This window comes from Phyllobacterium chamaecytisi (genome assembly GCF_020164455.1).
Lineage (GTDB): Bacteria > Pseudomonadota > Alphaproteobacteria > Rhizobiales > Rhizobiaceae > Phyllobacterium > Phyllobacterium chamaecytisi.
This window is the reverse complement of the sequence record NZ_JAIQWW010000009.1, coordinates 1-26077: the sequence shown is the minus strand read 5'-3', so window position 1 is coordinate 26077 and position 26077 is coordinate 1. Positions and strand designations below refer to the sequence as shown.

At 55.2% G+C, this 26077-nt stretch carries 28 protein-coding genes and 1 pseudogene; 25 read left to right on the top strand and 4 right to left on the bottom strand.

The window, feature by feature from the left end; all coding sequences use genetic code 11:
* Window positions 1-8: 8 nt before the first annotated feature.
* The 13 genes from LB462_RS15265 to LB462_RS15200 all read left to right on the top strand — a co-directional run bounded on the left by LB462_RS15265 (window position 9) and on the right by LB462_RS15200 (window position 15158).
* A complete protein-coding gene (locus LB462_RS15265; protein WP_224509405.1) occupies window positions 9-1364 on the top strand; it encodes an LLM class flavin-dependent oxidoreductase in 1356 nt (451 codons plus the stop codon).
* Window positions 1365-1366: 2 nt separating this feature from the next.
* On the top strand, window positions 1367-2548 hold the full coding sequence (locus tag LB462_RS15260) for a M20 aminoacylase family protein (protein ID WP_224509402.1): 1182 nt from the start codon (window positions 1367-1369) through the stop codon (window positions 2546-2548).
* Window positions 2549-2572: 24 nt separating this feature from the next.
* Window positions 2573-3115: a GNAT family N-acetyltransferase gene (locus LB462_RS15255; protein ID WP_224509934.1), complete on the top strand. Its 543-nt coding sequence runs from the start codon at window positions 2573-2575 to the stop codon at window positions 3113-3115.
* Window positions 3116-3342: 227 nt separating this feature from the next.
* On the top strand, window positions 3343-5160 hold the full coding sequence (locus LB462_RS31340; RefSeq protein WP_304610448.1) for an amino acid ABC transporter permease/ATP-binding protein: 1818 nt from the start codon (window positions 3343-3345) through the stop codon (window positions 5158-5160).
* Window positions 5161-5210: 50 nt separating this feature from the next.
* Complete coding sequence (locus LB462_RS15240) at window positions 5211-6107, top strand: ABC transporter substrate-binding protein (RefSeq protein WP_224509928.1); 897 nt, start codon at window positions 5211-5213, stop codon at window positions 6105-6107.
* On the top strand, window positions 6104-7171 hold the full coding sequence (locus tag LB462_RS15235) for an LLM class flavin-dependent oxidoreductase (RefSeq protein ID WP_224509399.1): 1068 nt from the start codon (window positions 6104-6106) through the stop codon (window positions 7169-7171). Before LB462_RS15240 ends, LB462_RS15235 begins: the two co-directional genes overlap by 4 nt.
* Window positions 7168-8103 (top strand): ABC transporter substrate-binding protein, encoded by a 936-nt coding sequence (locus LB462_RS15230; RefSeq protein ID WP_224509396.1) that lies wholly within the window; start codon window positions 7168-7170, stop codon window positions 8101-8103. The genes LB462_RS15235 and LB462_RS15230 overlap by 4 nt, the downstream gene beginning before the upstream one ends.
* A 327-nt stretch (window positions 8104-8430) precedes the next feature.
* Entirely contained in the window at window positions 8431-9474 is a 1044-nt protein-coding gene (locus LB462_RS15225) for an amino acid ABC transporter substrate-binding protein (RefSeq protein WP_224509393.1), read from the top strand.
* A gap of 52 nt (window positions 9475-9526) precedes the next feature.
* Window positions 9527-10696: an amino acid ABC transporter permease gene (locus LB462_RS15220; protein WP_224509391.1), complete on the top strand. Its 1170-nt coding sequence runs from the start codon at window positions 9527-9529 to the stop codon at window positions 10694-10696.
* Window positions 10693-11769, top strand: coding sequence for an amino acid ABC transporter permease (locus LB462_RS15215; protein ID WP_224509387.1), 1077 nt, complete (start codon window positions 10693-10695; stop codon window positions 11767-11769). The genes LB462_RS15220 and LB462_RS15215 overlap by 4 nt, the downstream gene beginning before the upstream one ends.
* A gap of 221 nt (window positions 11770-11990) precedes the next feature.
* A complete protein-coding gene (locus tag LB462_RS15210) occupies window positions 11991-12194 on the top strand; it encodes a hypothetical protein (RefSeq protein ID WP_224509384.1) in 204 nt (67 codons plus the stop codon).
* 277 nt (window positions 12195-12471) lie between these two features.
* Window positions 12472-14088 (top strand): ABC transporter substrate-binding protein, encoded by a 1617-nt coding sequence (locus LB462_RS15205; protein WP_224509380.1) that lies wholly within the window; start codon window positions 12472-12474, stop codon window positions 14086-14088.
* A 59-nt stretch (window positions 14089-14147) separates the two neighbouring features.
* Window positions 14148-15158 carry an isopenicillin N synthase family dioxygenase gene (locus LB462_RS15200; protein WP_370637183.1) on the top strand — a complete coding sequence of 337 codons (1011 nt, stop codon included), beginning with the start codon at window positions 14148-14150 and terminating at the stop codon, window positions 15156-15158.
* Between the two features lie 65 nt (window positions 15159-15223).
* On the opposite strand, the pseudogene LB462_RS15195 reads toward LB462_RS15200, so the two are convergent.
* The 4 genes and pseudogenes from LB462_RS15195 to LB462_RS15180 form a co-directional block, all read right to left on the bottom strand.
* Window positions 15224-15532: pseudogene (locus tag LB462_RS15195) on the bottom strand (Rossmann-fold NAD(P)-binding domain-containing protein); the annotation flags it as partial.
* Window positions 15533-15844: 312 nt separating this feature from the next.
* Window positions 15845-16429: a Fic/DOC family protein gene (locus tag LB462_RS15190; RefSeq protein WP_224509375.1), complete on the bottom strand. Its 585-nt coding sequence runs from the start codon at window positions 16427-16429 to the stop codon at window positions 15845-15847.
* Window positions 16429-16635, bottom strand: coding sequence for a hypothetical protein (locus LB462_RS15185; RefSeq protein WP_224509372.1), 207 nt, complete (start codon window positions 16633-16635; stop codon window positions 16429-16431). The genes LB462_RS15190 and LB462_RS15185 overlap by 1 nt, the downstream gene beginning before the upstream one ends.
* A gap of 64 nt (window positions 16636-16699) precedes the next feature.
* Window positions 16700-16888, bottom strand: a complete 189-nt coding sequence (locus tag LB462_RS15180) for a DUF6290 family protein (RefSeq protein WP_224509369.1) — start codon at window positions 16886-16888, stop codon at window positions 16700-16702.
* Between the two features lie 99 nt (window positions 16889-16987).
* Here LB462_RS15180 and LB462_RS15175 point away from each other — a divergent pair, with 99 nt between their 5' ends.
* From LB462_RS15175 to LB462_RS15120, 12 genes are all read left to right on the top strand, one after another.
* Window positions 16988-17269: a multiubiquitin domain-containing protein gene (locus LB462_RS15175; protein ID WP_224509368.1), complete on the top strand. Its 282-nt coding sequence runs from the start codon at window positions 16988-16990 to the stop codon at window positions 17267-17269.
* A 12-nt stretch (window positions 17270-17281) separates the two neighbouring features.
* On the top strand, window positions 17282-17671 hold the full coding sequence (locus LB462_RS15170; RefSeq protein ID WP_224509366.1) for an E2/UBC family protein: 390 nt from the start codon (window positions 17282-17284) through the stop codon (window positions 17669-17671).
* Complete coding sequence (locus LB462_RS15165; protein ID WP_224509364.1) at window positions 17668-19053, top strand: ThiF family adenylyltransferase; 1386 nt, start codon at window positions 17668-17670, stop codon at window positions 19051-19053. Before LB462_RS15170 ends, LB462_RS15165 begins: the two co-directional genes overlap by 4 nt.
* Window positions 18999-19382 carry a ubiquitination-like system serine protease family protein gene (locus tag LB462_RS31535; RefSeq protein ID WP_370637182.1) on the top strand — a complete coding sequence of 128 codons (384 nt, stop codon included), beginning with the start codon at window positions 18999-19001 and terminating at the stop codon, window positions 19380-19382. The genes LB462_RS15165 and LB462_RS31535 overlap by 55 nt, the downstream gene beginning before the upstream one ends.
* The gene (locus LB462_RS15155) at window positions 19379-20275 is read left to right on the top strand and encodes an SDH family Clp fold serine proteinase (protein ID WP_224509360.1); all 897 of its coding nucleotides are present in this window, start codon (window positions 19379-19381) and stop codon (window positions 20273-20275) included. Before LB462_RS31535 ends, LB462_RS15155 begins: the two co-directional genes overlap by 4 nt.
* 586 nt (window positions 20276-20861) lie before the next feature.
* Entirely contained in the window at window positions 20862-21200 is a 339-nt protein-coding gene (locus LB462_RS15150) for a Shedu anti-phage system protein SduA domain-containing protein (protein ID WP_224509921.1), read from the top strand.
* A 317-nt stretch (window positions 21201-21517) separates the two neighbouring features.
* Complete coding sequence (gene msuE / locus LB462_RS15145; protein WP_224509358.1) at window positions 21518-22081, top strand: FMN reductase; 564 nt, start codon at window positions 21518-21520, stop codon at window positions 22079-22081.
* Between the two features lie 99 nt (window positions 22082-22180).
* The gene (locus tag LB462_RS15140) at window positions 22181-22438 is read left to right on the top strand and encodes a DUF982 domain-containing protein (RefSeq protein WP_224509353.1); all 258 of its coding nucleotides are present in this window, start codon (window positions 22181-22183) and stop codon (window positions 22436-22438) included.
* 409 nt (window positions 22439-22847) lie between these two features.
* Complete coding sequence (gene msuE, locus LB462_RS15135; protein WP_224509350.1) at window positions 22848-23444, top strand: FMN reductase; 597 nt, start codon at window positions 22848-22850, stop codon at window positions 23442-23444.
* Window positions 23445-23466: 22 nt separating this feature from the next.
* Complete coding sequence (gene sfnG, locus LB462_RS15130) at window positions 23467-24570, top strand: dimethylsulfone monooxygenase SfnG (RefSeq protein ID WP_224509347.1); 1104 nt, start codon at window positions 23467-23469, stop codon at window positions 24568-24570.
* A gap of 149 nt (window positions 24571-24719) precedes the next feature.
* Entirely contained in the window at window positions 24720-25622 is a 903-nt protein-coding gene (locus tag LB462_RS15125; protein ID WP_224509344.1) for an ABC transporter ATP-binding protein, read from the top strand.
* Window positions 25622-26077 (top strand): branched-chain amino acid ABC transporter permease (locus LB462_RS15120; RefSeq protein WP_370637180.1); only part of this gene is annotated, 456 nt, incomplete at its 3' end. The genes LB462_RS15125 and LB462_RS15120, both read left to right, overlap by 1 nt.

Genomic DNA, 26077 nt, shown 5'->3' with positions numbered 1-26077 from the left:
GAAATCAGATGAGCAAGAAACCTGTTCGGTTCGGGGTGATGCTGCAGGGCCCTGGCGGTCATATGAACTCATGGAAGCATCCGAGTTCGCCGCCGGATGCGAGCGTCAATTTCAACTTCTATGTCGAACAGGCCAAAAAGGCTGAAGCTGCCGGCATTGCCTTCGCCTTCATTGCGGATGGGCTCTATATCAATGAAAAGTCCATCCCACATTTTCTCAACCGTTTCGAACCCATCGCAATCCTGTCAGCGCTCGCCGCCACGACGTCGAAACTCGGCCTGGTCGGCACGTTGTCTACTTCCTACAGCGATCCGTTCACTGTCGCACGGCAGTTCGGATCGATCGACAAGATCAGCAACGGACGCGCTGGGTGGAATGCCGTTACATCTCCGCTCGAAGGATCAGGTAAAAACTACGGTCGCGACCATCCCGACCATGCCCTTCGCTACGAGATTGCGGAAGAGCATCTCGACGTGGTCAAGGGCCTTTGGGACTCATGGGACGACGACGCCTTCATTCGCGACCGCGCCACCGGTCAATTCTTCGACAAGTCCAAACTGCACAAGCTGAACCACCACGGCCGGTTCTTCAATTCAGAAGGACCGCTCAACATTGGCCGCTCGGCGCAGGGCCAGCCGGTGGTTTTCCAGGCTGGATCTTCGGATGATGGCATTGATCTGGCCGGCAAGCACGCCGATGGGGTCTTCACCAATCATGTGCCGATAGAGGACGCACAGATCTTCTACCGCCGCATCAAGGAAAGCGCGAAGGCGCATGGCCGCAATCCCGCTGAAGTTCTGATTTTCCCGGGTATCTCGCCCATCGTTGGCGCAACGGAAGAAGAGGCCGATGCGAAATACCGCGAAATCCGCGATCTGGTTACGATCGACGAGGCGCTGGCTTATCTGGGGCGTTTCTTCGATCATCATGATTTCAGTGCCTATTCGCTCGACACCCCGTTTCCCGAACTTGGCGACATAGGCAAAAACAATTTCCGCTCAACTACCGATCGCATAAAACGTGACGCGAAGGCGAAGGGGCAGACCTTGCGCGAGGTGGCGCTTGAGGTCACGACACCCCGCAATTCCTTCACCGGGACGCCGGAAAAGATCGCCGAGGAACTGATCCGCTGGATCGACAATAACGCTGCGGATGGCTTCATCCTCGGTTTCCAGATTCTCGCGGCAGGGCTCGACGATTTCGTGCGTGACGTGCTGCCCATTCTCGAAAGCCGCGGTTATCACCGTTCTGTCCTGCCGGGCGCGACCTTGCGTGAAAATCTGGGACTTCCGTTCCGCGAAAGTCGCTATGCCGAAAAGAGCGCGTCGGCCACCAAGCCTATTGCTCAAAAGGAAACTGTTTAGCGATGACGCATCATCCGGACAAAGTCGCGGCGGGCCTAGACCGATTTCTCGATGAGGCGATCGCACTTCGACGCGATCTTCATGTCCACCCGGAGCTCGGCTATAATGAACATCGGACCAGCCGGATCGTTGCCGACAAGCTCAGCTCCTGGGGATATGAGGTTGCCACAGGCATAGGCGGTACTGGCGTGGTTGGTACGATGCAGAACGGAAAAGGCCAGAAACGCCTTGGCATTCGGGCTGATATGGACGCTCTGCCGATAACTGAGACGACTGGCCTGTCTTATGCCAGCGGCACCCCGGGACAGATGCACGCCTGCGGCCATGACGGCCATACCACCATCCTTCTGAACAGCGCCCGCTATCTCGCCGACACGCGAGATTTCACCGGCACTCTCAATCTCATCTTCCAGCCGGCGGAAGAGGGCGGCGCTGGTGCTCGCCGCATGATCAGGGATGGCCTGTTCGAGCGTTTCCCCTGCGACGCAGTCTTTGGCCTGCACAACTGGCCTGGCGTAGCAACGGGGCAATTCGGCTTTATTTCAGGTCCCGCCATGGCCTCTGTTGACAAGGTGACGATCCGTATCGTGGGCAAGGGTGGTCACGGAGCGCGTCCGCAGGAAACGGTCGATCCGGTTGTCGCCAGTGCTTCCCTGATCATGGCGCTGCAGAGCATCGTGGCACGCAACATCGATCCGCTGGATGCGGCCGTCATCACTGTTGGCACCATTCATGCGGGCATCGCACCGAACGTCATTCCCGATAGTGTCGAACTCGAACTGACGGTCCGGTCCTTTCGCGCCAACGTACGTGAAAAGATCAAACAACGCATCACGAACCTGGCCAAGGCACAGGCGCAGAGCTATGGAGCGACCGCCGAAATCGACTATCCGAGAGGATATCCGGTGCTCGTCAACCACCCCGGAGAGACGGAATTCGCACGTCAGGTCGCCGTCACCCACTTTGGCGAGGAGAGAGTTGAGAACAATTTCCGGCCGATTTCCGCAAGTGAGGATTTCGCCTTCATGCTGGAAGCGTTGCCTGGCAGTTATCTCTTCATAGGCAATGGCGACAGCGCCCCACTGCACAGCTCGCGCTATGACTTCAATGACGAGATCATCGCCCCGGCGTCCCGCTACTGGGTCAAGCTGGCAGAAGAATATCTTGCCAAGAATCCATCCTGACTTGTGAAAGGAAACGAGACAATGATGACTGATGTTTTCGTCTACACCACTTCCCATGACAAAAGGGCAAGCCCCCTTATCGAAGCGCTGATTGAAGAATATGACAGTCGTTACGGCAACTACTTCGGCGAACCGGCACGCAATGAACTGAGCCGTTATCCAGCCGAATATTTTGCGCCGCCACACGGCTCATTCCTCCTGCTGTTGCGTGACGGATTGACCATCGGCGGCGGCGCGTTCAAGCGCTATGATGAGCGAACAGCCGAACTGAAGCGCATCTGGACCCATGCTGATTTGCGCCAGCAGGGACTGGCGCGGAAGGTTGTTTATGAGCTGGAGGCGCAGGCAGCACGCCAAGGATATTCCCGCATATATCTGACCACCGGATTCAGGCAGCCGGAGGCGACCCAGCTCTATTTGCGTTCGGGGTATACCGCGCTCTTTGACGTCAATGTTGATCCGGAAGTCTATGGCCATCTGGCCTTCGAAAAAGACATCAGCCACCTTGCAGCCCAAACTCCTTCGCAGGCCGGAGAAGCCGGTAAGCTTTCAACCCATGCGGCTTGAACGGAGCAAAATACCGCAATCCTGGCGCCAAACACGCCATGGGATTTAATACTCAAGAAACAGTAATTTTTGCAACAATGCTTCCGATAAACCCCTTGATACGCAGCATCCATCTTTGACTGTTTCGTCTAAACACTACTAAATCAGTCGAGTAAAATTACATCCCTGAGAGTATCAAACCATTCGGGGTAGCTCGATGACAGGTATTGCGAAGAGGATCCAACAACATGGCGATTGCGACAGATTATTCCGATGTTCGTTCTCTGCCGCAATCTTCCAGCGGAGGTGAGGACTACACGCACCACAGGATCGTCAAGGCAAAGTACCCCGCGCGTTTCTTTGGAACACTTTTTGCAGCATTCGTCATTGTCGTCACGTTGCAGTCTATACTCACTAACCCGAAGTGGGGCTGGAGCGTTTTTGCCGAGTGGTTTTTTGCCGCGCCCGTCTTGGCTGGCCTCGCCCGAACCCTCCTTCTGACCGCTTTGGCGACCGTGCTTGGCTTCGCGCTTGGCACGGCTCTGGCTCTGGCCCGGGTTTCGAAATCGCCGCTGCTGGGCGGGCTTTCCTGGGCCTATATCTGGCTGCTTCGCTCCATCCCGCTTATCGTCCTGCTATTGATACTCAATAACCTCGGCTACCTTTACGCGACCGTCCGGATCGGTGTTCCCTACACGGATATTCTCTTCGCCGAATATCCGACGATTTCGATCTTGAGCCCCTTTGCGGCAGCCCTGATAGGACTCAGCCTTAACCAGGCAGCCTTTTCTTCGGAAATCATCCGGGGTGGGATCCTGTCGGTCGACCCGGGTCAGCTCGAGGCAGCGGCGGCTCTCGGTCTCCCACGCAGGCGGCAGGCCTTCCGGATCGTCCTTCCTCAGGCGATGCGCACGATTCTGCCGACAGGGTTCAACGAGATCATCAGTTTGGCCAAGGGCACGTCTATGGTCTACGTGCTCGCTCTGCCGGAACTCTTCTATACGGTGCAAGTGATCTATCGCCGCAACCTTGAGGTTGTGCCGTTGCTCATGGTCGCGACCGTCTGGTACCTGATCATCATGACGGTCCTTTCCGTCGGGCAATATTATATCGAGCGCTATTTTGCCAAAGGCGCGCTGCGCAATGCGCCGGTCTCGCAGTTTGGCCCTACGCTGCGCCGTCTGTTCGGTGCACCGATCCTGGCGCGGCCGCAAATCGCGCTTGCCTCCCCGATCAGTTCGCACGGCCAGCTTGCGGCAGTACCGAAGATCGGCGCGCAAAGGGAGACATTCGGGCAATGGCGCGCACCGGGATCGGTGAAAATCCACGGCGTGTCAAAAAGCTTTGGACAATTGAAGGTTCTGGACAATATCCGCCTCGATATCAAAGCCGGAAGCGTCATGGCAATTCTCGGTCCATCAGGCTCGGGCAAATCCACTCTCCTGCGTACCATCAATCATCTTGAGCGTGTGGATGATGGTTTTATCACTGTCGACGGTGAGCTGGTCGGATACCGCAAGAGTGGCAGGACACTCTATGAGCTGAAGGAGAAAGACATCCTGAAGCGCCGCGCCGAAGTCGGAATGGTGTTCCAGAGTTTCAACCTCTTTCCTCATCTGACTGTGCTTGAGAATATCATAGAAGCACCGGTTTCGCTGAAGCGGCTGAGCCGTCCCGCAGCCATCAACCTAGCAAGCGACCTGCTCACCCGTGTCGGCCTCGGCGACAAGATCAACACCTATCCCCGGCAGCTTTCTGGCGGCCAGCAACAGCGCGTTGCCATTGCACGAGCGCTCGCGCTTCGTCCCAAAGTCCTGTTGTTTGACGAGCCGACATCGGCACTCGATCCCGAGCTCGTAGGCGAGGTTCTGGATGTCATCAAGGAGCTCGCGCGCTCCGGCACGACACTGATCATTGTGACACATGAAATCGGTTTTGCCCGCGAAGTTGCCGACACTGTCATCTTCATGGATGCCGGGAAGATCATTGAAACAGGATCGCCCGATCAGATCCTGAACCGCCCCGCAAACGCCCGGACTGCCGAGTTTTTGGCCAAAGTTCTGTGAGCAAGGATCCGAATTTGCGAAATAATTGGAAATTGTTCCGGGCGGCCGTACTGACTGTTGTCATTGCCATTCCGGCATTTGCTGTTCCAGCCCGGGCATTCGATCTCAGTCCTGAGCAACCGCGGCGTATTCGCGCCGAAAAAGAGGAAAAGATAATTGCTTCGGTACCGCACTCGTTCGAGTTCGTGGAGGCCAACGCCTTTACCGTCGGTATTGCCGTCGACAACCCGCCACTCGCAGCATATGCGACGGATGCACAGACGGTCGTCGGCTTTGATCCGGACCTTGCTCTTCTGGTAGCCGATATCCTCGGCCGGAAGCTGGAACTCGTTCCGGTCGCTTGGGCCGATTGGCCGCTCGGCCTGCAGTCAAGAAAATTTGACGCGGTGATCTCGAACGTTGGGGTCACCGAGCAGCGGAAAGAGAAGTTTGATTTTTCGACCTACCGGCAGGGCGTGCACGGCTTCTATGTCAAATCTGACAGTCCATTAATCTCGATCAAAAAACCGAAAGACGTGGCCGGATTGAGGGTCATCACCAGTTCGGGCACGATCCAGGAGAAAATCCTTTTGGAGTGGGACAAGCAAAATCTCGCCAAGGGGCTGAAACCCATCGAACTGCAATACTACGACGATGAGGCGGTCAGTTCTCTCGCCCTCCAATCCGGTCGTGCAGACGCGGAATTCAACCCCAACCCGACACAGGCCTATCGTGCCGCTACGGAGGGAAAGACAAAGCTGGTTGGCATCGTCAACGCCGGTTGGCCCTTGATTGCTGACGTTGCCATAACCACCCGCAAAGGAAGCGGAATAGCCAATAGCCTGACCGCGGCAATCAACGAGCTGATAGCCAGCGGAAAATATGAGCAATTGCTCGAACGCTGGCAGCTGACGCCGGAAGCAATCGGTGAATCGCGCACCAATCCTCCCGGACTGCCAAAATCATGACAGCGGCTCCCCGTGCTATCCGCCATATCGGCTTCCTGACGCCGGGAAACTATAAAGATGACAATCCTTACGATGGACTGGAGAGCACCCTAAAACTTCTCGAGTTCGGGGAGGAACTTGGCTTCGACAGTGCTTGGGTCCGCCAACGCCACCTCGAACACGGAATTTCATCGGCCGGAGCTTTTCTCGCCGCCGCGAGCCAGCGCACGCGCCATATCCAGCTAGGCACGGCGGTTATACAAATCGGCTATGAAAGCCCCTACCGGTTGGCGGAAGATCTTTCGACTGTCGATGTGTTGGCGCAGGGCCGCCTGAATGTCGGAGTCAGCGCAGGGGTTCCGGCCCATGCCGATCTTCTCGGGCCGCTGGTTTTTGACGGCGACTGGAAAGATTATGACCTGTCGCATGAACGTGTGAAGCGCTTTGCCAGCCATCTGCGCGGCGACTTCATTGGCGCTCCGGATACGCTGATCGTAACACCTTTTGGACGCCATCGCCCGCGTCTGCAACCGCGCGCGAAGGGCCTCGTTAATCGCCTGTGGTACGGCGGCGGTTCATTGCGCTCCAGCCGTTGGGCAGCCCAGAACGGCTTCAACCTGATGCTGAGCAACGTCACGACGGGCGAGGATACGGACGATTTTTTCGAAGCTCAGTTGCGTCAGTTGGACATCTACCACGTCAACCGGGAGTTGTCTTGGGAACAACGTGTCTCGATTGGCCGGGTAATCGTTCCGACGGATAGCGCTGATACACCGACCAGACGTAAATATGCGGCTTATGCTGCCAGCCGCTTTGAGCGGACCCTAAAGCCGCAAGGCGAGCGGCGGATACTCTTTCCGCAAGACCTTGTTGGCACGTCGGAACAGATACTTGAACGCCTGCTAGAGGACCCTGTTTTGGCGGCAGTTACGGAGTTGCGCCTTGAGCTCCCATACGAGTTCCAGCCGCACGAATACCAACAGATTCTTTCCGACTTTGTCGAACGTATTGCGCCGGAACTCGGCTGGAAACGACCACTACACGTTGATCAACACCCGGTACATTTGAAAAGGGGCCAAGCATGACAAAGAGACTAGCACTGATATCAGCAATCGCCAGCGGTTTAATTGCCGCCACAGCAGGGCTGGGATACACGGCAAGTGATGATTTCGACCTAAGTCCTCAGCAAAAGGATCGTGTCCGGGCGGAGAAAAGCGAAAAGGCGATCGAGGCCGTTTCGAAAGACTTCAAGTTTATCAGCGATGGCAAGCTCACCATTGGTCTGAACCCTGGGAATCCTCCACTCAGCACCTATGCAACAGATGCCACGACGGTGGTTGGATATGATGTCGATCTCGCACAACTGGTCGCAGATAGCCTCGGTCGAGAACTTGTTCTCGTTCCAGTCGCCTGGGCCGATTGGCCGCTTGGCTTGCAATCGGGCAAGTTCGATGCCGTCATTTCCAATGTGACGGTCACCGAGCAGCGCAAGGAGAAATTCGATTTCTCAACCTATCGCAAGGATGAGCTTGGCTTCTACGTCAAAGCCGACGGACCCATCAAATCAATCAAGGAGCCAAAGGATATCGCTGGTCTGAAAGTGATTACGGATCCGGGCACAAACCAGGAGAAAATCCTGCTTGCCTGGGACAAGCAGAATGTCGGCAATGGCCTGAAGCCGATCGAGGTGCAATATTACGATGACGAGGCGGTCAAATACCTCGCTATCGAATCCGGACGTGCCGATGCCGTTTTCAGCGTAAATGCGACGCAGGCCTACAAGGCGAAGGTCAATGGCAAGACCAGGCTCGTCGGCACGGTAAGCGGCGGCTGGCCGATCACGGCGGAGGTCGCCGTGACAACGCGCAAGGGAAGCGGTGCCGCCGACGGCATCACCGAAGCGCTCAATGAACTCATCGCCAACGGGAAATATAAGCAGGTTCTCGACCGCTGGAATCTCGGTTCCGAGGCAATTGACAAAGCTGCAACCAATCCTCCCGGACTGCCGAACAGCTGATTTTCGTTTGATCGGAAGAAGCCGCGCCCAAGATTTGGACGCGGCTTTTCTTATTAAGGACAGTGTGCTGCGTCACCTGAAGTGGGGCTTTATTGGTACCTGATTTTGCGGCTGAACTGGCCGACGACCATCCTTCTTAAAGCAAGAAATTAAACTGGAAAAACTTGTTTTTTGAGCATGTTACTTCGCTCTCATAAACCTATTTGCAAAACGATATCTCCTGCTTCGCGTGCAAGTCATTACTGTAGCAAGAGGGGTATAGCCGGGGGATCGCACGATCCAGTCTTACCTGACCCAACAACGATATTTCGATAGGAGAGATGGATAATGCGCATAGAAAATCGGCGTCACCATACGTGGCGGACGAAGATTGCCGCGGGAGTGATTACCGTTGCAACCCTGTTATCGGGGGCCGCTCACGCCGGGCCGACTCTGGACAAGATTAAGGAGCGTGGCACAATCAAGGTCGGTGTGGGCACGTCGCCCGGATTTTTTGCACCCGACAGCAACGGTAAGTGGCAGGGCTTCTTTGTCGAGTTCGGCAGGGCTCTGGCAATCACTGTCTTCAACGACCCCGACAAGGTTGAATTCACATCGTCGTCGCCGCAACAGCGTTTGCCCGCACTTCAGTCGGGTGAGTTCGATATCCTGCTTTCCGGGGTTACCCAGACTGTCACGCGCGCCTTCAAACTCGGCTTCCATTTTGGTCCGACTATTTTCTATGACGGGCAGGGGTTGCTGGTGAACAAGTCACTTGGCGTTACCAAGGGCAGTGAGCTCGATGGGGCAACGATCGGTGTGCAAAGCGGAACAACGGGTGAGCTGAATATCGCAGACTTCTTCCGCAAGACTGGACATAAATTCACCCCGGTAACGATCGAGGACAGCAATGAATTCTTGAAGGCGCTCGAATCTGGTCGTGTTGACGCCCTGACCCAAGACGCCTCCGACCTCGCTTTGAGACGCACGCTCTTGGCAAAACCGGATGACTATGTCCTCCTCCCGGAACGCTTGTCGAAAGAACCGCTGGCTCCGGCAATTGCCGCTGGCGACGACCGCTGGCTGGAGATTGTCAACTGGACCGTTTATGCGACCATTCAGGCTGAAGAGTTCGGCATCACCAAGGAAAATGTCGACACATTTCTGAACAGCGAAGATCCCGCGATCAGTCGGTTCCTGGGCACCGATCCTTCGCTTGGACAGGCCATCGGACTCGATCCCAAGTTCGCCTATAATATCGTCAAGACGCTCGGCAATTACGGCGAGATTTTTGATCGCACCATCGGCAAGGGATCGCCTGTAGGTTTCGAGCGCGGCTATAACCAGCCCTGGACGCAGGGCGGATTGCTTTATTCGCCGCCGTTCCGCTGAGACGGATGCTTGGCCTGGCATGTCTGCGGATTCAACAACACTGAAGGAATTAATGCCGGGTCCGAAAGGCCCCGGCAGTTTCAACGCTTTTCTAGGCTGGTGGGGCCGTTATCCGGTCACACAGTTTGTCGTTTTTATCGGGCTGCTGGCAATATTCTGGATCATGGGATCGAACACGATCGAGACCATGCATCGTTTGGGTATCACACCGGGTTTCGGCTTCCTGCATCAAAGCGCCAATTTTGCGATCGGAGAAAGCTTGATCGCCTATGCGCCGAGCGACACATTTGCGCGAGCCGTGCTAGCGGGACTATTGAACACCATCGCGATCGCCCTTTCCGGATGTGTCCTGGCTACGGTTCTGGGCGTCTCTCTTGGGATTGCGCGGCTTTCCGGCAATTTTCTCCTGGCAGGCTTGGTGCGCTGGTATGTGGAGGTCGTGCGGAACACACCGCTATTGCTGCAGCTGTTTTTCTGGAGCGCCGTCACTCACGCCTTTCCTGCACCACGACAGGCGATCAATCCGTTCGGCGTGATCTACTTGAGCAATCGCGGCATCTCGATCCCGAGTCTGCAGCTCCACGATATTCCGGCATCGGCTATCGCGCTGTCTATGGCGATCGTGCTTACAGTCGTCTGCCTTGCACGTCTACGGGCAGGGAAGCGGACTGGAGCCATCGGATTTTTGAGCATTTCTTTTTTTGTATTGCTGGGTGTCAGTCTGGTATTCCACCTCAGCGGGGCGCAGGCGAACATCGACGTTCCAGCACTCCACGGCTTCAACATAACCGGTGGTCTTAACCTCACCCCCGAATTTGCCGCGCTGCTGATCGGACTGGTGGTAAATTCTTCCGCGACGATCGCTGAAATTGTCCGGAGCGGGATTCAGTCCGTGCCCGCAGGGCAGTGGGAGTCTGCGCGGTCGCTCGGGTTGCAGCCGGGGAAGATCATGCGGCTGGTGATCTTGCCGCAAGCGCTAAGGGTTATCATCCCCTTGATGACATCGAGTTATCTCGACCTCACAAAGAACTCCAGCCTCGCCGTCGCCATCGGTTTTCCCGATCTTGTCAGCGTACTCAACACCACTGCCAACCAGAGCGGTCAGGTCCTCGAGGCGCTTGCAATCATCGTGGTGTCCTACCTCACGCTCAATCTTGCGGTGTCAGCAATCATGAATCGCTATAACCAGCGCATTGAAAGCCGGGGGTTTTCCCTACGATGAATTCGTCGGTTGATGCCCTCGCCACGAAAATGAAATGGCGGCAAATTTGGCAGAACTGGCTTGATGGGCTGTTCGGCACACCCCTCAACACGTTGATCACAGTGTTCGTGGTTGCCTTGCTCTTCTGGACCGTCCCATCCCTCTTTCGTTGGCTCTTTCTAAACGCCACTTGGACGGGTAGCGCCAAGGACTGCGCCTTGAACACAGGCGCTTGCTGGGCGTTCATCGGTGCGAAACTGCGATTTATCCTTTTTGCCCTATATCCACCCGAACTTGATTGGCGTCCCTCGCTCGTGATTTGCCTTCTTGCTTTATTGTTGGTGATAACCGGGACGCCGAAGTTCTGGAGCAGACATCTCGTCTATCTATGGATAGGAACAGTCGTTCTCATCTGGATGCTCATGGCGGGAACGCTGGTCGGCCCAAGGGTGCCCACCGGCCGTTGGGGCGGATTGGCGCTGACATTGCTGATATCGGTCGTGGGCTTCGCCTGCGCTTTTCCGCTCGCAGTTCTGCTGGCATTGGCCAGACGCTCGAAAATGGGCGGTCTGCGAACATTGTCCATCCTGTTTATCGAGATTGTCCGCGGGGTACCGATGATCGCCATTCTCTACGTGGCCATGTTGTTGGTGCCAATGATGCTGCCGCTCGGCTTTTCGCCGGAAGCACTTATCCGCGCGCAGATCGGACTTACTCTTTTCGTCGCTGCTTACCTGGCGGAAGTTGTGCGGGCGGGACTGCAGTCAGTGCCGCATGGGCAGGCGGAAGCGGCCTCCGCGTTAGGATTCGGCTATTGGCGCATTGTCCGGCTGATCATATTGCCGCAAGCGCTTCGCGCGGTCATTCCAGCTCTGGTCAATCTCGCCATCGGTATTGTGCTCAATTCGACGCTTGTTGCGGTCATAGGCATCTTTGACCTTCTGAACGCTGCAAAAAACGCCGCTAACGATCCGATCTGGCTCGGTTTCTATGACGAAAGCTACATTTTCGTCGGGCTGATTTATTTCACCCTGTGCTATTCGGCTTCGCGCTACAGCCTCTGGCTTGAAGCCCGCCTGCGCGCGTCCAAGTGACCGAAAATTGGGAGCAGAATCCGCCACTGGTTTGTCCTTGAAATAGATTGAGGCGGGTAGGGGCAAGAGCTTTTCACGATACTTGACGGAAGAGGAAGAATTGTTCCTCAAACCGGTATTATCGAACCTTTTTGACTGATGCTGATCGATGCCAGCTGTCATACTCCAGTTGGAATGGAGGAGATCCACATTAGTTCACGCCGATGATGGATGCAGCGTAAATGATAACGAAACTCACTGAAGAAATCATTGATCTTATGGGCAAGGCTGAATCCCTGGAACGCGGGATGACGCACATGGGGGCAATCGAGATGGGCCGGTATGTCGATGTCTCTGATGAAGTGGCCCGCCACTATCGCCACACCATCGCGCTGTATCATGAGGCTATCATCAATTTACGCAATAGCACCGGTTCGACCACTTAGGCGATGCGCTCCTCCGACAAGAAGCAGGTTCGCTTCGGCGGTACCGGTGCTTCCAGTCCCATTTTGGATTCCTTCAAATAAATATTAGACACAGTCCAATGTAGATGTGATGAAGTGTGCAGTCTAAATGATAAATCATTCTTTATTGTGACAATATAGAAATCTATTTTTGTACATAATGACTATTTGGTTTTCCAGTTCTCGATAGGGTTATTTTAGGGCGGTAGGGTTTCTCTCGGCATATCCCGAAAATTTTCGGTCAACGTGAGGAGTCCAGATGACAATATTCCGACTGCAGTTGTTCAAGCGATCCCACAGCGTAACCGGAATTGCCTTGCCGCTTGTCGCAGCCCTTGCATTCCAGTCACCCGTCCACGCGGGGACGCCAGCCGATACCCTTGTCGAAGCCTTCGCGCTGGATGAGCTTATTACGCTCGATCCTGCCGAGGCCTTTGAAGTTTCGTCCGGAGAGATCACCGGAAATACCTATGACAGATTGGTCCGCCTCGATAACACGGATCCTTCGAAAATCATTTCCGACATTGCCGATAGCTGGAGCGTTTCCGATGACGGATTGAACTACACGTTCAAGTTGAAGACCGGCCTGGAATTCGCCTCCGGCAATCCCATAACCGCCGATGACGTGGCCTGGTCCTTCGAACGGTCCGTCAAGCTCGACAAGAGCCCGGCATTCATCCTGACCCAGTTCGGCTTGACCGCGGGAAATGTCGCTCAAAAGGCCAGGGCGATTGATTCCTCCACCTTCGTTTTCACAGTCGATCAGCCTTATGCGCCAAGCTTCGTCTTGAACTGCTTGACGGCAACCGTCGCTTCGGTTGTCGACAAGAAGCTCGTCTCCGAACATGCCGTCAACAATGATTTCGGCTATGCCTGGTTGAGGACAGCTTACGCCGGTTCAGGTGCTTGGAAGGTCCGCGATTGGCGCGCCAACGAGATCGTCGTGCTGGAGCGCAACGACAATTACTACGGCGCGAAATCGTCGCTCAACCGCGTGATCTATCGCCACGTCAAGGAAAGCGCCGCGCAGCGATTGCTGCTCGAAAAAGGCGATATCGATGTTGCGCGCAATCTTGAGCCGAACGATCTGGAACAGGTCGCCAAGGACAAGGATATCGCCACAACCAGCGTGCCGAAGGGAACCATCTATTATCTGGGCCTCAACCAGAAGAATACCGAACTCGCCAAGCCGGAAGTACGCGAGGCATTGAAATATCTCGTTGACTACGCTGCGATCGGCGACAAGCTGATCAAAGGCATCGGTGAAATTCACCAGACCTTCCTGCCCAAGGCCATTTTGGGCGAACTTGACGAAAACCCGTACAGGCTCGATGTCGCCAGAGCAAAGGAACTGCTCGCAAAGGCAGGTCTGACGGCGGGCTTTTCCGTCACCATCGATGTTCGCAATACCCAGCCTGTAACCGGTATTGCGGAATCGTTACAGCAGACTTTTGCGCAAGGTGGTGTCAAGCTGGATATCATCCCCGGCGATGGCAAGCAGACATTGACGAAATACCGCGCACGCGCCCACGATATCTTCATCGGACCTTGGGGGACAGATTACTGGGATCCCAACTCGAACGCCGACACGTTCACAAATAATCCAGACAATTCCGATGAAGGCACGAATAAAACCCTGGCCTGGCGCAACACATGGGATGTGCCGGAGCTGACCGGGGAAACCCGGGCAGCGCTGCTGGAGCGCGATAGCGTAAAGCGGGCCGAGATCTATCGCGATCTTCAAAGAAAAGTGTTGGCATCGAGCCCTTTCGTCGGGCTGTACCAGCAGATTGAAGTTGCTGCCTACAGGTCAAATGTTCATGGTTACGAACTGGCGGCGTTCGGTACCAATCCGTTGTCGCCCATATCAAAATAATCGGATCGCGTGTGGAGAAATGCGATAGTCATTCCAGAAATCGACGATGAGGATTATTTGTGGACCACAACTCTTCCAAGGCGACCTTGCCGACATTGGACTTTTCGAGATTCCGCGACCCGGAGAAGCAAAATGGTTTCTTTGAGGATTTGCGGGCGGCTGCGCGTACATTCGGGTTTTTCTACCTGAGCAATCACGGAGTATCCTCCGCGCTTCAGGAGAAAATCGTTACAATCGCCCGAGGATTCTTCGCGTTGCCTGAAAAGGATAAACTCGCGGTGGAGATGGTGCGCTCCCCGCACTTTAGAGGCTACACCCGTGCCGGTTGGGAACGGACCAAAGGCCAGGCGGACTGGCGGGAACAGTTCGATATCGGCGCGGAACGGGAAGCTGTAGCCCATCTTCCAGTTGGCAAGCCATGGTTGCGCTTGCAGGGTCCAAACCAGTGGCCAGGCTCCTTGCCGGATTTCAAACCCATCCTTCTCGAATGGCAAAACGAGCTGACGCGTATCGCGATCGAGCTTCTGCAAGCATTTGCCTTGGCGTTGGGGCAGGACAAGGATGTCTTTGCTCCTATCTATCGAGACGCCCCGAACCAGCATTTGAAAGTTATTCGATACCCGGGCCGCGAGGCGGCTGGCAGCGACCAGGGCGTCGGCGCACACAAGGACAGCGGATTTCTGACACTCCTCTTGCAAGGCAGCCAAGGGGGGTTGCAGGTTGAGAAAGATGGTCGGTGGATCGACGCCACCCCCGTTCCGGGCACTTTCATCATCAATATTGGTGAAATCCTGGAATTGGCGTCCAATGGATATCTCAAGGCAACTGTGCACCGTGTGGTGACGCCTCCATCCGGTAAGGACCGCCTTTCGGTCGCCTTCTTCTTCGGTGCAGACCTGAATGCCGACGTCCCCTTATTGGACCTTCCAGAAAAATTGGCTGACGAGACCGGTGGTATCGACGCTGATGCAACAAATCCATTGTTCCGCGAGGTTGGCCGCAACTATCTCAAGGGACGATTGCGTTCACATCCAGATGTGGCTCAGCGACACCATTCGGATTTGCTGTGAGCTTCTGTCAATGAAAGCTGTCGGTGATGGTCTCGCGCACCAGATCTCGTCAGTGGGTCTAATGTTTAAAATGTCTCGACCCACGGCCTGGATTCGACTTCCCATGACCAGGCACTGCGATGTTGTCGATGGACCGAGAGATAGGTCTCAGGCATAGCATCCGGGCATAGCAACTGATCGGGCGGATCGGACGACACTGCCTGCTTTGCGCCATTGGCAGCGGTTTTGCCGTCGATGATGAAGTGGGCCACATGAATGTTCTTCGGGGCGAGCTTGCGGGGCCATGGACTGCGCAAGCCCACACAACCCGAATTTCTGCATCGCGACCCTGATGATTGGGCAACCCCCTTGACCTTATCGGAGCATCGATCAAAATGTGGAATGTGGGGGTGCTGACCAGATTTGCACGTGAACCTCTCCATCGTCGCCACCGGTTTCCAGCGGAAGTGATTGCCCACGCCGTTTGGCTCAATTTTAGGTTCCCGCTCGGCCTACGCATGATCGAGCATATGCTGGCAGCGCTGTCGCACTGTAGTTGATTGATGGAGTGGGACGCTCCTTCGACGGCGTCGATGTGCCATAGTTGTGGGTGTTGACAACAGCCACGCCAAAAAAGGAGCGTCCGCAAACCAAATCGAATGAGACAATCTTTGGGGCATGCAGAGACCGTACGACTTGCACAAACGTCAAGCTAGCAACAGGGTAAGTTCGGCGATGAGCGGTTTTACGTTACCGTGGTAGCTTGCAACCATCGCGGGCATGAATGAGTCCCGTTCCACGCGCGAAAAGTCGAAGGGGAATTGCGCTCTTTCGCCAAGCAAATCGACGAAGGCCAGTTGGGAACGACCATTGCCCTCCCGAAAAGGATGGATTGCGTTGAGCTCTGCTAGAAAGGTGGCGACCGATTCTATGAACACATCGGCTTCTTCTGCCTCTAGCCATCGACTGTCACGCAAGGATACAAACAGACGATCCATGGCCGATTTGATGTGCTCTGGGAAGCAGAATAGATTGCCGCCCTTGGCGGTGCGCACAGTTCGATACTTCCCCGCCCAAGTATAGATGTCTTGAAACAGATGATGATGGACGCGGCAATAATGCCGGGCATCAAACCTACCCTCTGGCAGGGGCTCGTTGGCTCGCAGAGCGGTCATTTCGAGTTCAAAGGATTCGAGCAGCCCAGGATCGCGGAGGCCGAGTTTGTTCTTGAGAGTGGTCGTCCCCTTGTAAGAATAAGGATCGTCGAAGGCGTCGTAACCTTCGAACACCATCAGCGCGATTTCGCCTCGACGTAGGCGCGAATGACTTCCGTTCGCTGTTCCTCGGCCGTCAGCTTGCGCGTCTTCATTGAGGCCAGCCGCTCGCGGCTCGTTTCGCTCAGGCGAATGCCTTCAACAGCTGTTATGGCGGCAAAGGCGCGATCGCCAAGAACATGTCCATCGCTCGCTCCGACGACACGTTTTATGGTCTTCTTCATGTCCATCTATCCTAACAGTTCAATTCGGCGCGGTCAGCGGGTCGAAGTTTAGCCCGCATATGCTTCACCGGTCGAGAAGTTTTTTTGCCTGAGAGATGCGATCCTTCAGGCCAGCCTGAAACCCAGGATCGCGGCGGCGGGTCTCGATGTGTTTCGTAATCGCGGCGCGGATCACGTCGGAAACCGGTAGGTTCTCGACGCTCGCCACCATTTCGAGCGCCTGAGCCTGCTCCTCCGAGAGGCGAACTGTCATGGCTTTAGCTTGTTTCATTAGAATTTAATGCACCGAATCTTTGTGCTTGTCAATCCAAGTGGTGTTGTGGTATCACGGTATCAAATCATGGAGGTAGCAATGAGTGATTCTCTTCGTAAGGACGACGACCGCGGCGATCCCCAGAAGCCGAAGGCCTTCGAGATCAAGATTGATCGAACAACCTACAAGGTTCCCCAGTCGGTATTAACCGGTGAGGAGCTGCGCAGACTGCCCGAACCTGATGTCGGGCTCGATCGCGACCTGTTCGAAGTTGTGCCGAGCGGCTCCGACCTCAAGATCGAGGCGGACGCCAAAGTTGAACTGCGAAATGGTTTGCGTTTCTTTACAGCGCCAGCTCAGATCAACCCCGGTCGTGTTTGAAGGATTCCGATAGTGTTGCCGTCGATTGACCAAAGCCATCTTGACGAACGTGCGCCGGGTAACACTGTCACGGTCGATGGCGGAATGATCTGCATTACGATCCGAGACTTCTGCCTGTCATCGGGATTCACTCAAGACAAGGCCGATCTGTTGCTGAGGCTGTCGCCCGGCTATCCCGATGTGCCGCCTGACATGTGGTGGTTTCATCCGGCGGTTATGCGGGCGGATGGCCAACCGATTGCAGCGACACAAGCACATGAGGCCTATTTGGGGCGGACTTGGCAACGCTGGTCGCGCCACCTTAATCCAGGCCAGTGGCGCGCCGGCGTCGATTCGATCGAAAGCTACCTCGCACTTGTTCGCAAGGAACTCGACCTCGCGGCAGGGGCGCTTGTCGTATGATCACGACCCTTGTAATGCCGTCCGAAATTGCTGACGAAATCAAGTATCATGCCCGACTTCCGCTCGAATTTGCCGCCGTCCTGCTCGCCCGTCGAGCGGATCTCGGCGGTGATGTGCGGCTCCTGGCGAGAAGCATCCATTGGGTAGATCCAGCCTCCTACATTCAACAGTCGGCACAACATATGTTGATTAGATCAGACGGCTATGTCCCCGCGCTAGGGCGCGCCGAATCAGATGGGGCAGTGCCGATTTGGTTTCATACCCATCCCGGCGACCGAAGCGTGCCTATGCCGAGCCGCCATGACGAGCAAGTGGATCGGGAAATCGCTAATCTCTTCCAGTTGCGTAGCGGATCGGGCTACTACGGGACGTTGATCGCCTCGCCTCGCGGAGACGGGTTTATATTCAGCGGTACGCTTCAGCATGAAAAGGACGGCGTTTCGGCGATCGATCGTATATGGACAGTCGGGGATCGCTGGCGGCTGACGCCAAGCTACTCGGTGACGCGATCTGCACCCAATGCAATATTCGATCGCCATGTGCGCGCGTTTGGGGCTGATATCCAGACCGTCCTCGGCGATTTGCGTGTAGCTATTGTGGGCGCAGGGGGGACTGGCTCGGCCATCGCAGAGCAATTGGTCCGTCTGGGTGTTCGTCACCTGTTGTTAGTCGATGCGGATGATCTGTCGGCCAGTAATGTGACGCGGGTCTATGGTTCGACACCACGCGACGTTGGTCGACCTAAGATCGAGGTGTTGCGCGATCATTTGCAAGCCATCGCGCCCGACCTTGATTGCCAGATCATCGGTCGGATGGCTACGCTGAAGCCGGTTGCCCAAGCGCTTGCCGCGCGCGACTTGGTGTTCGGTTGCACCGACGATAATGCGGGGCGGTTGGTGTTGTCACGCCTTTCGACCTATTTTCTGCTTCCAATAATCGATGTCGGTGTATTGCTCAGTAGCGACGCCTTGGGCATGCTGAAAGGGATCGATGGCCGAGTGACGGCGCTTTCCCCCGGCAGCGCCTGCCTCGTTTGCCGCAACCGGATTGACTTGGGGCGGGCCTCGGCCGAGTTGAAGACCCCGGAAGAACGCAAGCGGCTGGCCGACGAAGGGTATGCGCCGGCGCTGGGTCAAACCGAGCCGGCGGTCGTGGCCTTCACGACTGCAGTTGCGGCGATCGCGGTTAATGAACTGCTCGACCGGCTCCTCGGATATGGGCCGCCAGGCGGATCAAACGAAACCCTGCTGCGTCTTCACGAGCGCGAGATCTCGACGAATCGGGCGACGCCGCACGAAACCCATTACTGTCACCCGTCGCAGGGAAGATGGGGTGCCGGGTTGGAGGAGCCGTTTCTCGGACAGCTCTGGCCAACACCATGAAGATTGTATGGTGGAAATGGTTGCCATTTCAACGCTGGCGCGTTGTCGGCGAGGCGGAGTCGGCCGACGAGATCCCGGATCGGCTGCCGCGCAACGGCGTTGCGCTCGTCGCAGCGTCCGGTCGAAACAAATGGATCGTGTTCGACTGTCCCTGCCGATATGGTCACCGGATCATGCTCAACGTCGACGAGAGTCGACGCCCATTTTGGACGTTACAACCGTCCAAGCGTCTGACTATCTCTCCCAGTGTAGATTTCCATGACAGTAATAAGCGCTGCCACTATTTTATTCGAGGTGGCCGAATCCTTTGGGCCAAAGGTGATCGATGACATACAGTAAGAGCGCCGACAACCAATCGCAGCCGGTAATGCCGCAGCCGCCACGCGCAATCGAGAAGACGCCGATGTTCACGGCAATGAATGCCGCGCGCTATCAACGGCAGACTCTCATTCGCGATATCGAGACCGCGAATCCGAAGCTTTTGTGTTACGTAGCGGGTATCAGGGCACCTGTCGACCGGATGGACACGCTCGGGTTCGTCGATATGCTGCACAATGTCCTCCCCGGCGAGCCGATCGATCTAATGCTACATACACCGGGAGGAGATGTCGATGCGGCTGAAAAGCTGATCACCTTATTGCGGAGTATGGTGGGCGAGGACGGGGAACTCCGGATCATCGTGCCAGATTTTGCCAAAAGCGCCGGCACGCTAATGGTGTTGGGGGCTAACACGATCGTGATGAGTGATTCCTCGGAGCTGGGACCCATCGATCCGCAAGTCTCGCTAAAGGATGGTAACGGCCATGACACCAACCATTCGGTGTTAAACTATTTGAACGCCTACGCCGCGGCGAAGGCGGATCTTAGGGAAGAACCCGAGAATCCGGCAAACCGCATCACCTTCGAGAAATTCGACCCCACCATGGTTAGGAAGTTCAATGCGGTCAAAGACCGTGCCCGCTTATTCGCCGAGAATCTACTTAAACGACGGGGTGCAAACTTTTCTAAGATCGCCCACGATCTCATGGACATCGGCAGGTACCCCTCGCATGGCCAAATGATTGGTTGGGAAGCCGCCCGAACCATCGGATTAAATGTCGAATATTTATCCCTGACTGACCCGAATTGGCGAAAATATTGGTCACTATACTGCCATTTACGATTGGCTATTGAGAGCGATCAACGGATTTTTGAATCGAACTACGTTTCGCTAGTTTTATAGAGAATGTCCTCGAGCACACCCTCGTGGAACGTCGAACGGTAAATTTTCGCATTGCCCTTTACTGTAAGAATGCGGCCGGTTTCGCTCAACTGCTGCATTTAATTTGAGAATGAAGGCGCAAGGATTCTCAAATTAACTGCTGAAAATCACGTTTGCTTATCAAATAAAGTGCTAATTCTCAATTTAACTGCAGCCCTAACCTATTGAAATCATTGATATGCATTCTTATAACTAAGTGCCGTGCGACACGGTTGGCGACCGCGGACCCATCCATCGAGATCGACCGACGACTACAATGGCTCGATCAAAAGGCTGTTCGCTACACTTGAGCACGGAGTTCCGGACCGCGCCCTTGCGTCCTTGCGCCCTTATGCGAGTATGCATGCGGTATTTGCCCTCTGGTTGTAGCGGAATACCGGGCATTACTCCCTCAAGAGCACTGAGGCGATTACGGCTTCAAGCCATGTTGCCATGAGCGTTTTGGCTTCCCTAAGCGTCATCGGATTAAATTCACCGACTTTCTGATGGCGACTGCATCGACAGAAAATCTCGCCCTAGTTGAAATTAAGAAGCCAAGCAAGATCTTCTGGCCAAAAGTCCCTGCCGCGGAACCGACGTCTTCAATCCATCGGCAGAATCAAGTGGCGCAGTTTACCAGATCTTAGATCAGTGCAATAAGCTGCATAGCCACCTGCCAGACCTCAAAGACGAGTCCGGGCGCTACGACCTTCATGCGCAAGCTGTGCAATGCATCGTCATTGCCGGAAAATCGCCGACAGAGATCCATCTAATAAAGTCGTTTGAGATCCTTCGCAGCTCATTCACCTATGTCACTATCATTACCTTTGACGAGCTTTGTGCCAGGTTGACCGAGATTCATAAGGCACTGTCGCCTCCTCTTAGGAAGAAGAAGCCCATGCCATAGACTGAACCCTTCTAAAGAGAGTCGCGCGGAAACTTAGCCAATTGCTTATGTCGAGAGCGCAATATTGACGGGCGACAAGTTGCGGCTAACAACCGGTCTCCCGTTCAATCCGGTCATGTGCCGTCGGTTCCACTCGCTTCGAGGCCAGCGATCAGTAACGCTCGTCACATGTCGTCCCACAAGAATGCCCTGATTGAGAATATTTTGTCCCGATAGCGTCGAAGTTCGGGCTTGGTTTTCTTCTTCATGTCACGGCTCTTGGTCTAGTCTTCCTGCGCGGCGGCATGTGCGCTGTTTTGTTCAAAAAGGATCCCCCCATGGCAAATCCGACCGTCGTCGGCCTTTCCGGTAATTTCCAGCGCCCATCAAAAACCAGATCACTTGTCGCCAACGTGGTCAGTCGGATCAGTCATCAATATGGGCTTGCTTCTGAAGTTTTCGATCTGGTTGATTTCGGTGACAGCCTTGGCGCGGCCCGCTCCACCAAAGATCTTGACGCTTCCTCAACGCAAATTGTCGAGAAAATTCTGGCGGCTGACATTTTTGTGGTCGGCACCCCGACATACAAGGGCAGCTACACGGGACTTTTCAAGCACCTCATCGATTTACTCGATCCGCTGGCCTTGCAGGGCAAGCCCATTCTCCTGACCGCCACGGGAGGCAGTGACCGGCATGCGTTGATTATCGAGCACCAGTTGCGTCCGCTCTTCGGCTTCTTCATGGCACACACATTGCCGACGGGTGTTTTTGCTGTAGATCGCGACTTTCTGGACTATGAAATTGCAACCGCGCACATCAACGCACGGATCACCCAGGCCGTAAGTGAAGTTCGGCCTTTTGTGACAGCAGAGAAGTCCATCGTCGTGAGCGCAGCGGAATAAAGATCGATCTCCCGTCGCGTCATATGTGTGTGAAGAAACTGGAGCACTCTCTTGCAAAGCGGCGTGAAAACCGGCATGTCATAGGAACGTTTTTAGCGCATGATCAATTCATTCCCGCCAGTGACCATCGAAGCCGCGCGCTTGGGCAAGCCGATAAATATCTGTTCCGTCACGCAAGCAGCCGAGTTTCTGCTTATGAAATGGCCGATACATGACGGACCCAAATTAAAGATGGCCCGCCAGCTGTGCTTTGACGCCCTCGACGGGAAAGCGAGCGCTGCAGATGCGCGCTCGGCCTTTATTGGTGCAGCGAAAGAAGCCAACATCTTCCACGACTATCTGAGTAAGAGCGCTTGATCAGCGTTTCCCCCTTGTCTTACTGAGCCGGGTTCATCGCAGCCGATTTCCCAGAGCGACCGTGGTTCGCAGGGTGCTGGAGAGCATTCGGATCCCTGCGGTCGGGCTAAGGCCAGTGCTGTGTCCGCCATGTCGACAGAGATGTCACGATCCATTGGGCCGAATTTGGGCGCCTGCACCTTCGCGCGGTTCATACGTCGGTTCGATCGGCCACACATTGCATCTACACTGACGCGCCAACGGAAATTGGACCACATCCAAGTTTAGCCTCAACCATACATTTAGATCGTCGCTGCCAAATAAACGCATCAGCCGTTTCACGTCGGGCGTTCATTTTGGAATGCCTTTCTTTTACGGAGGCCGCCAAATCCTTAGTCTTTAGTCCAATGGGTCGAGAGGATTGTGCGCCGTGCAGAGCTTAAAAATACTTGGTTTGTCAGGCAATGTCAGCCGGCCATCGCGCACGGCATCCCTTGTCCGGGCAATTACCGCGGCAGTTGGAAAGCAATTCGATATTGATGGCCATGTTATTGAACTCGCAGATGCGGCGCCGATCCTTTTCCGTGCACTGCGAGCGGATCAACTGGACAAGGCTGGGCGCGATATTATTGATGCCGTCGAAGCGGCAGATATCCTCGTCGTCGGCTCGCCTGTGTATAGAGCCTCCTATACCGGTGCTCTCAAGCATCTGTTCGATCTTGTACACTTCCGCGCATTGACGGGAAAACACGTCATCCTTGCTGCCACCGGCGGCACGCAGCTGCATGGATTAATAACTGAACACCAGCTCCGTCCGCTCTTCGGCTTTTTCAATGCGCTGACAATTCCGACGGCGGTCTATGCGACCGAGACCGAATTTGCTGGACACGAGCTGACCAGTCCCGACGTCGCGAAACGCATCGATCGAGCGGTGACGGAACTCGCTCAGCTGTTTCGTCGTGCCGATGCCAATTCCGGTAGCAGCTGCACAAGTCCGCAGCGGGAAATTGTCCTCGCGCAAACCTGAATTCATTTTGAAGGGGAAATACATGTCACAGATAAAAAGAGAGCCGGTTAAATTTGCCTATTGGGTCCCGAACGTATCGGGTGGTCTGGTCATTTCCAATATAGAACAGCGCACGAGCTGGGATATTGATTACAATCGCAAACTGGCCCAGATCGCCGAAGCCAACGGTTTTGACTACGCGCTGAGCCAGATCAGATTCACGGCCGGTTATGGTGCTGACAATCAGCATGAATCCGTGTCTTTCAGCCACGCGCTGCTGGCGGCGACGACGAAACTGAAAGTGATTGCTGCCCTCTTGCCGGGACCCTGGAATCCGGCGTTGGCGGCGAAGCAGATAGCAACCATCAACCATCTCACCAACGGCCGTGTTGCAGTCAATATAGTCAGCGGGTGGTTCCGTGGTGAATTTGTAGCGATCGGCGAGCATTGGCTTGATCACGACGAGCGCTATCGGCGCTCGGAGGAGTTCATCCGGGCGCTGCGTGGAATCTGGACAGAGGACAGCTTCACGTTCAAGGGTGATTTCTACCGATTTAACGAGTACTCGATGAAGCCGAAGCCGGTCGATCCGCTCCCGGAAATTTTCCAGGGCGGTTCCTCGCGTGCCGCACGCGACATGGCCGCGCGTGTTTCCGATTGGTATTTCACCAACGGCAATACGCCGGTGGAAATCAGGAAGCAGGTGGATGACATCCGAGCCAAGGCTACCGCTAACGGCCATTCGGTCAAAATTGGCGTGAATGCCTTTGCGATTGCTCGCGACACGGAAGTGGAAGCCCGTACAGTGCTCGACGAGATCATTGCCAAGGCGAACCCGGAGGCGGTGCAGGGTTTTGCCGATCAGGTGAAGAATGCCGGTAAGGCCTCGCCGGAAGGCGAGGGGAACTGGGCCAAGTCGTCTTTCGAGGATCTGGTCCAATATAATGACGGCTTCCGCAGCAATCTCATCGGCACGCCAGAACAGATTGCCGAACGCGTGATCGACCTCAAGAATGCTGGTGCAGATCTTATCCTGCTCGGCTTCCTGCATTTCCAGGAAGAGGTCGAGTTTTTTGGCAAACATGTAATTCCGTTGATCCGGAAACTGGAAGAAGCTGAAACGGTTACGGCCGTGGCGGCGGAATAATCCACAACGACCAAGGCCGGCAGACCTGTTCTGTCAGCCAAACCAAGCGCTGTATCGTGGCCCGTATCGTATCCGGTCTGCGAAGGGGACTTTGCGCTCTGTCGTATCGGTTTGATCGAACGGGAAATGGGCCTGGAGAGACGCAGAAAATGCATTCGATAAACTACCTACAGGTGGCCCCTGGCACCGGTGCCTTTCGAGAGCAGGTGGCAGCCCCAGAAATCGAGCTGGTGCGGCAGGTCGAGTGGCCGCCCCAACAGCTGGATACTATTCTCGGTCTCGAGGGGATCAGCCTCTCCTTTGGGGGAGTCGTTGCGCTCGATAATATCGACCTCACTGTACGATCGGGCGAAATACGGGCAATTATCGGCCCAAATGGTGCAGGCAAAAGCTCGCTGATCAACATTATCTGCGGTGTCTATCGCGCCAACCGTGGCCTCGTACAGATTGGGTCGAATTTTTATCGGCGCGTACCAACCCAAAAACTGGCTCCTCTGGGGATTGCCCGCACATTCCAGAATCTCGCTTTGTTCAAGGGCCTGAGCGTCCTCAATAACGTCACCGCGGGGCGCGCTTACAAAGTGCGCTCGAGTTTTATCGGTCAAACCTTAAGGCTTGGGCGATCCCGGCGAGAGACGGTGGATGCGCGCGAGCGCGCCATGCAGATACTGGAATTTCTTGATCTGACGCACAGCTGTGATCGCTTGGCCGGCACATTGCCATACGGGTTGCAAAAGCGCGTCGAGCTTGCCCGCGCATTGGTTGCTGGGCCCGCCATTCTCCTGCTCGATGAGCCGATGGCGGGAATGACTACTTTTGAAAAAACCGAAATGAGCGAATTCATTCGCGCCGCCAACCGGCAATACGGCACGACAATTATCCTCATTGAACATGATATCGGCGTGGTCATGGGCCTTTGCGACCATATTGCCGTTCTCGACTATGGTCGCAAGATCGCCGATGGCACGCCTGAAGAAATCCGAGCGGATCAGGGCGTGATTGATGCCTATCTCGGCGTCGCTCCCGAAAATATCGATGGCGGGGGTATCTGATGTTTGAGTTCGATTGGCTTTTCTTCTTCGAAGTTTTGATTGGCGGTCTCCTATCAGGCGTCATGTATTCACTCGTCGCGATCGGTTTTGTGCTGATCTACAAGACTTCGGGCGTATTGAATTTTGCTCAAGGGGCCATGCTCCTTTTTGCAGCACTCACCTTCGTCAGCCTGGTGGAGAGAGCTGTCCCATTTGCCTTGGCGCTGGCAATCACATTTGCATTGATGGTCGCCATCGGGATTGCAATCGAGCGCGTTGTTCTCCGGCCTCTCACCAACAGATCGCCGATGACGCTCTTTATGGCCACGCTCGGGCTCTCCTATATCATCGAGGGTGCGGCGCAGCTGATATGGGGAACCCAGGTTCACGGCCTCGATCTCGGCATTGAAGACATTCCCTTCAATTTAGGCGGCATTTTCATTAGCCAGTTTGATCTCTTTGCTGCCGCTGTCGCG

Coding starts and splice junctions, on each gene's coding strand:
- LB462_RS15265 (WP_224509405.1), top strand. CDS start 9: ATGAGCAAGAAACCTGTTCGGTTCGGGGTGATGCTGCAGGGCCCTGGC.
- LB462_RS15260 (WP_224509402.1), top strand. CDS start 1,367: ATGACGCATCATCCGGACAAAGTCGCGGCGGGCCTAGACCGATTTCTC.
- LB462_RS15255 (WP_224509934.1), top strand. CDS start 2,573: ATGACTGATGTTTTCGTCTACACCACTTCCCATGACAAAAGGGCAAGC.
- LB462_RS31340 (WP_304610448.1), top strand. CDS start 3,343: ATGGCGATTGCGACAGATTATTCCGATGTTCGTTCTCTGCCGCAATCT.
- LB462_RS15235 (WP_224509399.1), top strand. CDS start 6,104: ATGACAGCGGCTCCCCGTGCTATCCGCCATATCGGCTTCCTGACGCCG.
- LB462_RS15230 (WP_224509396.1), top strand. CDS start 7,168: ATGACAAAGAGACTAGCACTGATATCAGCAATCGCCAGCGGTTTAATT.
- LB462_RS15225 (WP_224509393.1), top strand. CDS start 8,431: ATGCGCATAGAAAATCGGCGTCACCATACGTGGCGGACGAAGATTGCC.
- LB462_RS15220 (WP_224509391.1), top strand. CDS start 9,527: ATGCCGGGTCCGAAAGGCCCCGGCAGTTTCAACGCTTTTCTAGGCTGG.
- LB462_RS15215 (WP_224509387.1), top strand. CDS start 10,693: ATGAATTCGTCGGTTGATGCCCTCGCCACGAAAATGAAATGGCGGCAA.
- LB462_RS15210 (WP_224509384.1), top strand. CDS start 11,991: ATGATAACGAAACTCACTGAAGAAATCATTGATCTTATGGGCAAGGCT.
- LB462_RS15205 (WP_224509380.1), top strand. CDS start 12,472: ATGACAATATTCCGACTGCAGTTGTTCAAGCGATCCCACAGCGTAACC.
- LB462_RS15190 (WP_224509375.1), bottom strand. CDS start 16,429: ATGGTGTTCGAAGGTTACGACGCCTTCGACGATCCTTATTCTTACAAG.
- LB462_RS15185 (WP_224509372.1), bottom strand. CDS start 16,635: ATGAAGAAGACCATAAAACGTGTCGTCGGAGCGAGCGATGGACATGTT.
- LB462_RS15180 (WP_224509369.1), bottom strand. CDS start 16,888: ATGACAGTTCGCCTCTCGGAGGAGCAGGCTCAGGCGCTCGAAATGGTG.
- LB462_RS15175 (WP_224509368.1), top strand. CDS start 16,988: ATGAGTGATTCTCTTCGTAAGGACGACGACCGCGGCGATCCCCAGAAG.
- LB462_RS15165 (WP_224509364.1), top strand. CDS start 17,668: ATGATCACGACCCTTGTAATGCCGTCCGAAATTGCTGACGAAATCAAG.
- LB462_RS31535 (WP_370637182.1), top strand. CDS start 18,999: ATGGGGTGCCGGGTTGGAGGAGCCGTTTCTCGGACAGCTCTGGCCAAC.
- LB462_RS15155 (WP_224509360.1), top strand. CDS start 19,379: ATGACATACAGTAAGAGCGCCGACAACCAATCGCAGCCGGTAATGCCG.
- msuE (WP_224509358.1), top strand. CDS start 21,518: ATGGCAAATCCGACCGTCGTCGGCCTTTCCGGTAATTTCCAGCGCCCA.
- LB462_RS15140 (WP_224509353.1), top strand. CDS start 22,181: ATGATCAATTCATTCCCGCCAGTGACCATCGAAGCCGCGCGCTTGGGC.
- sfnG (WP_224509347.1), top strand. CDS start 23,467: ATGTCACAGATAAAAAGAGAGCCGGTTAAATTTGCCTATTGGGTCCCG.
- LB462_RS15125 (WP_224509344.1), top strand. CDS start 24,720: ATGCATTCGATAAACTACCTACAGGTGGCCCCTGGCACCGGTGCCTTT.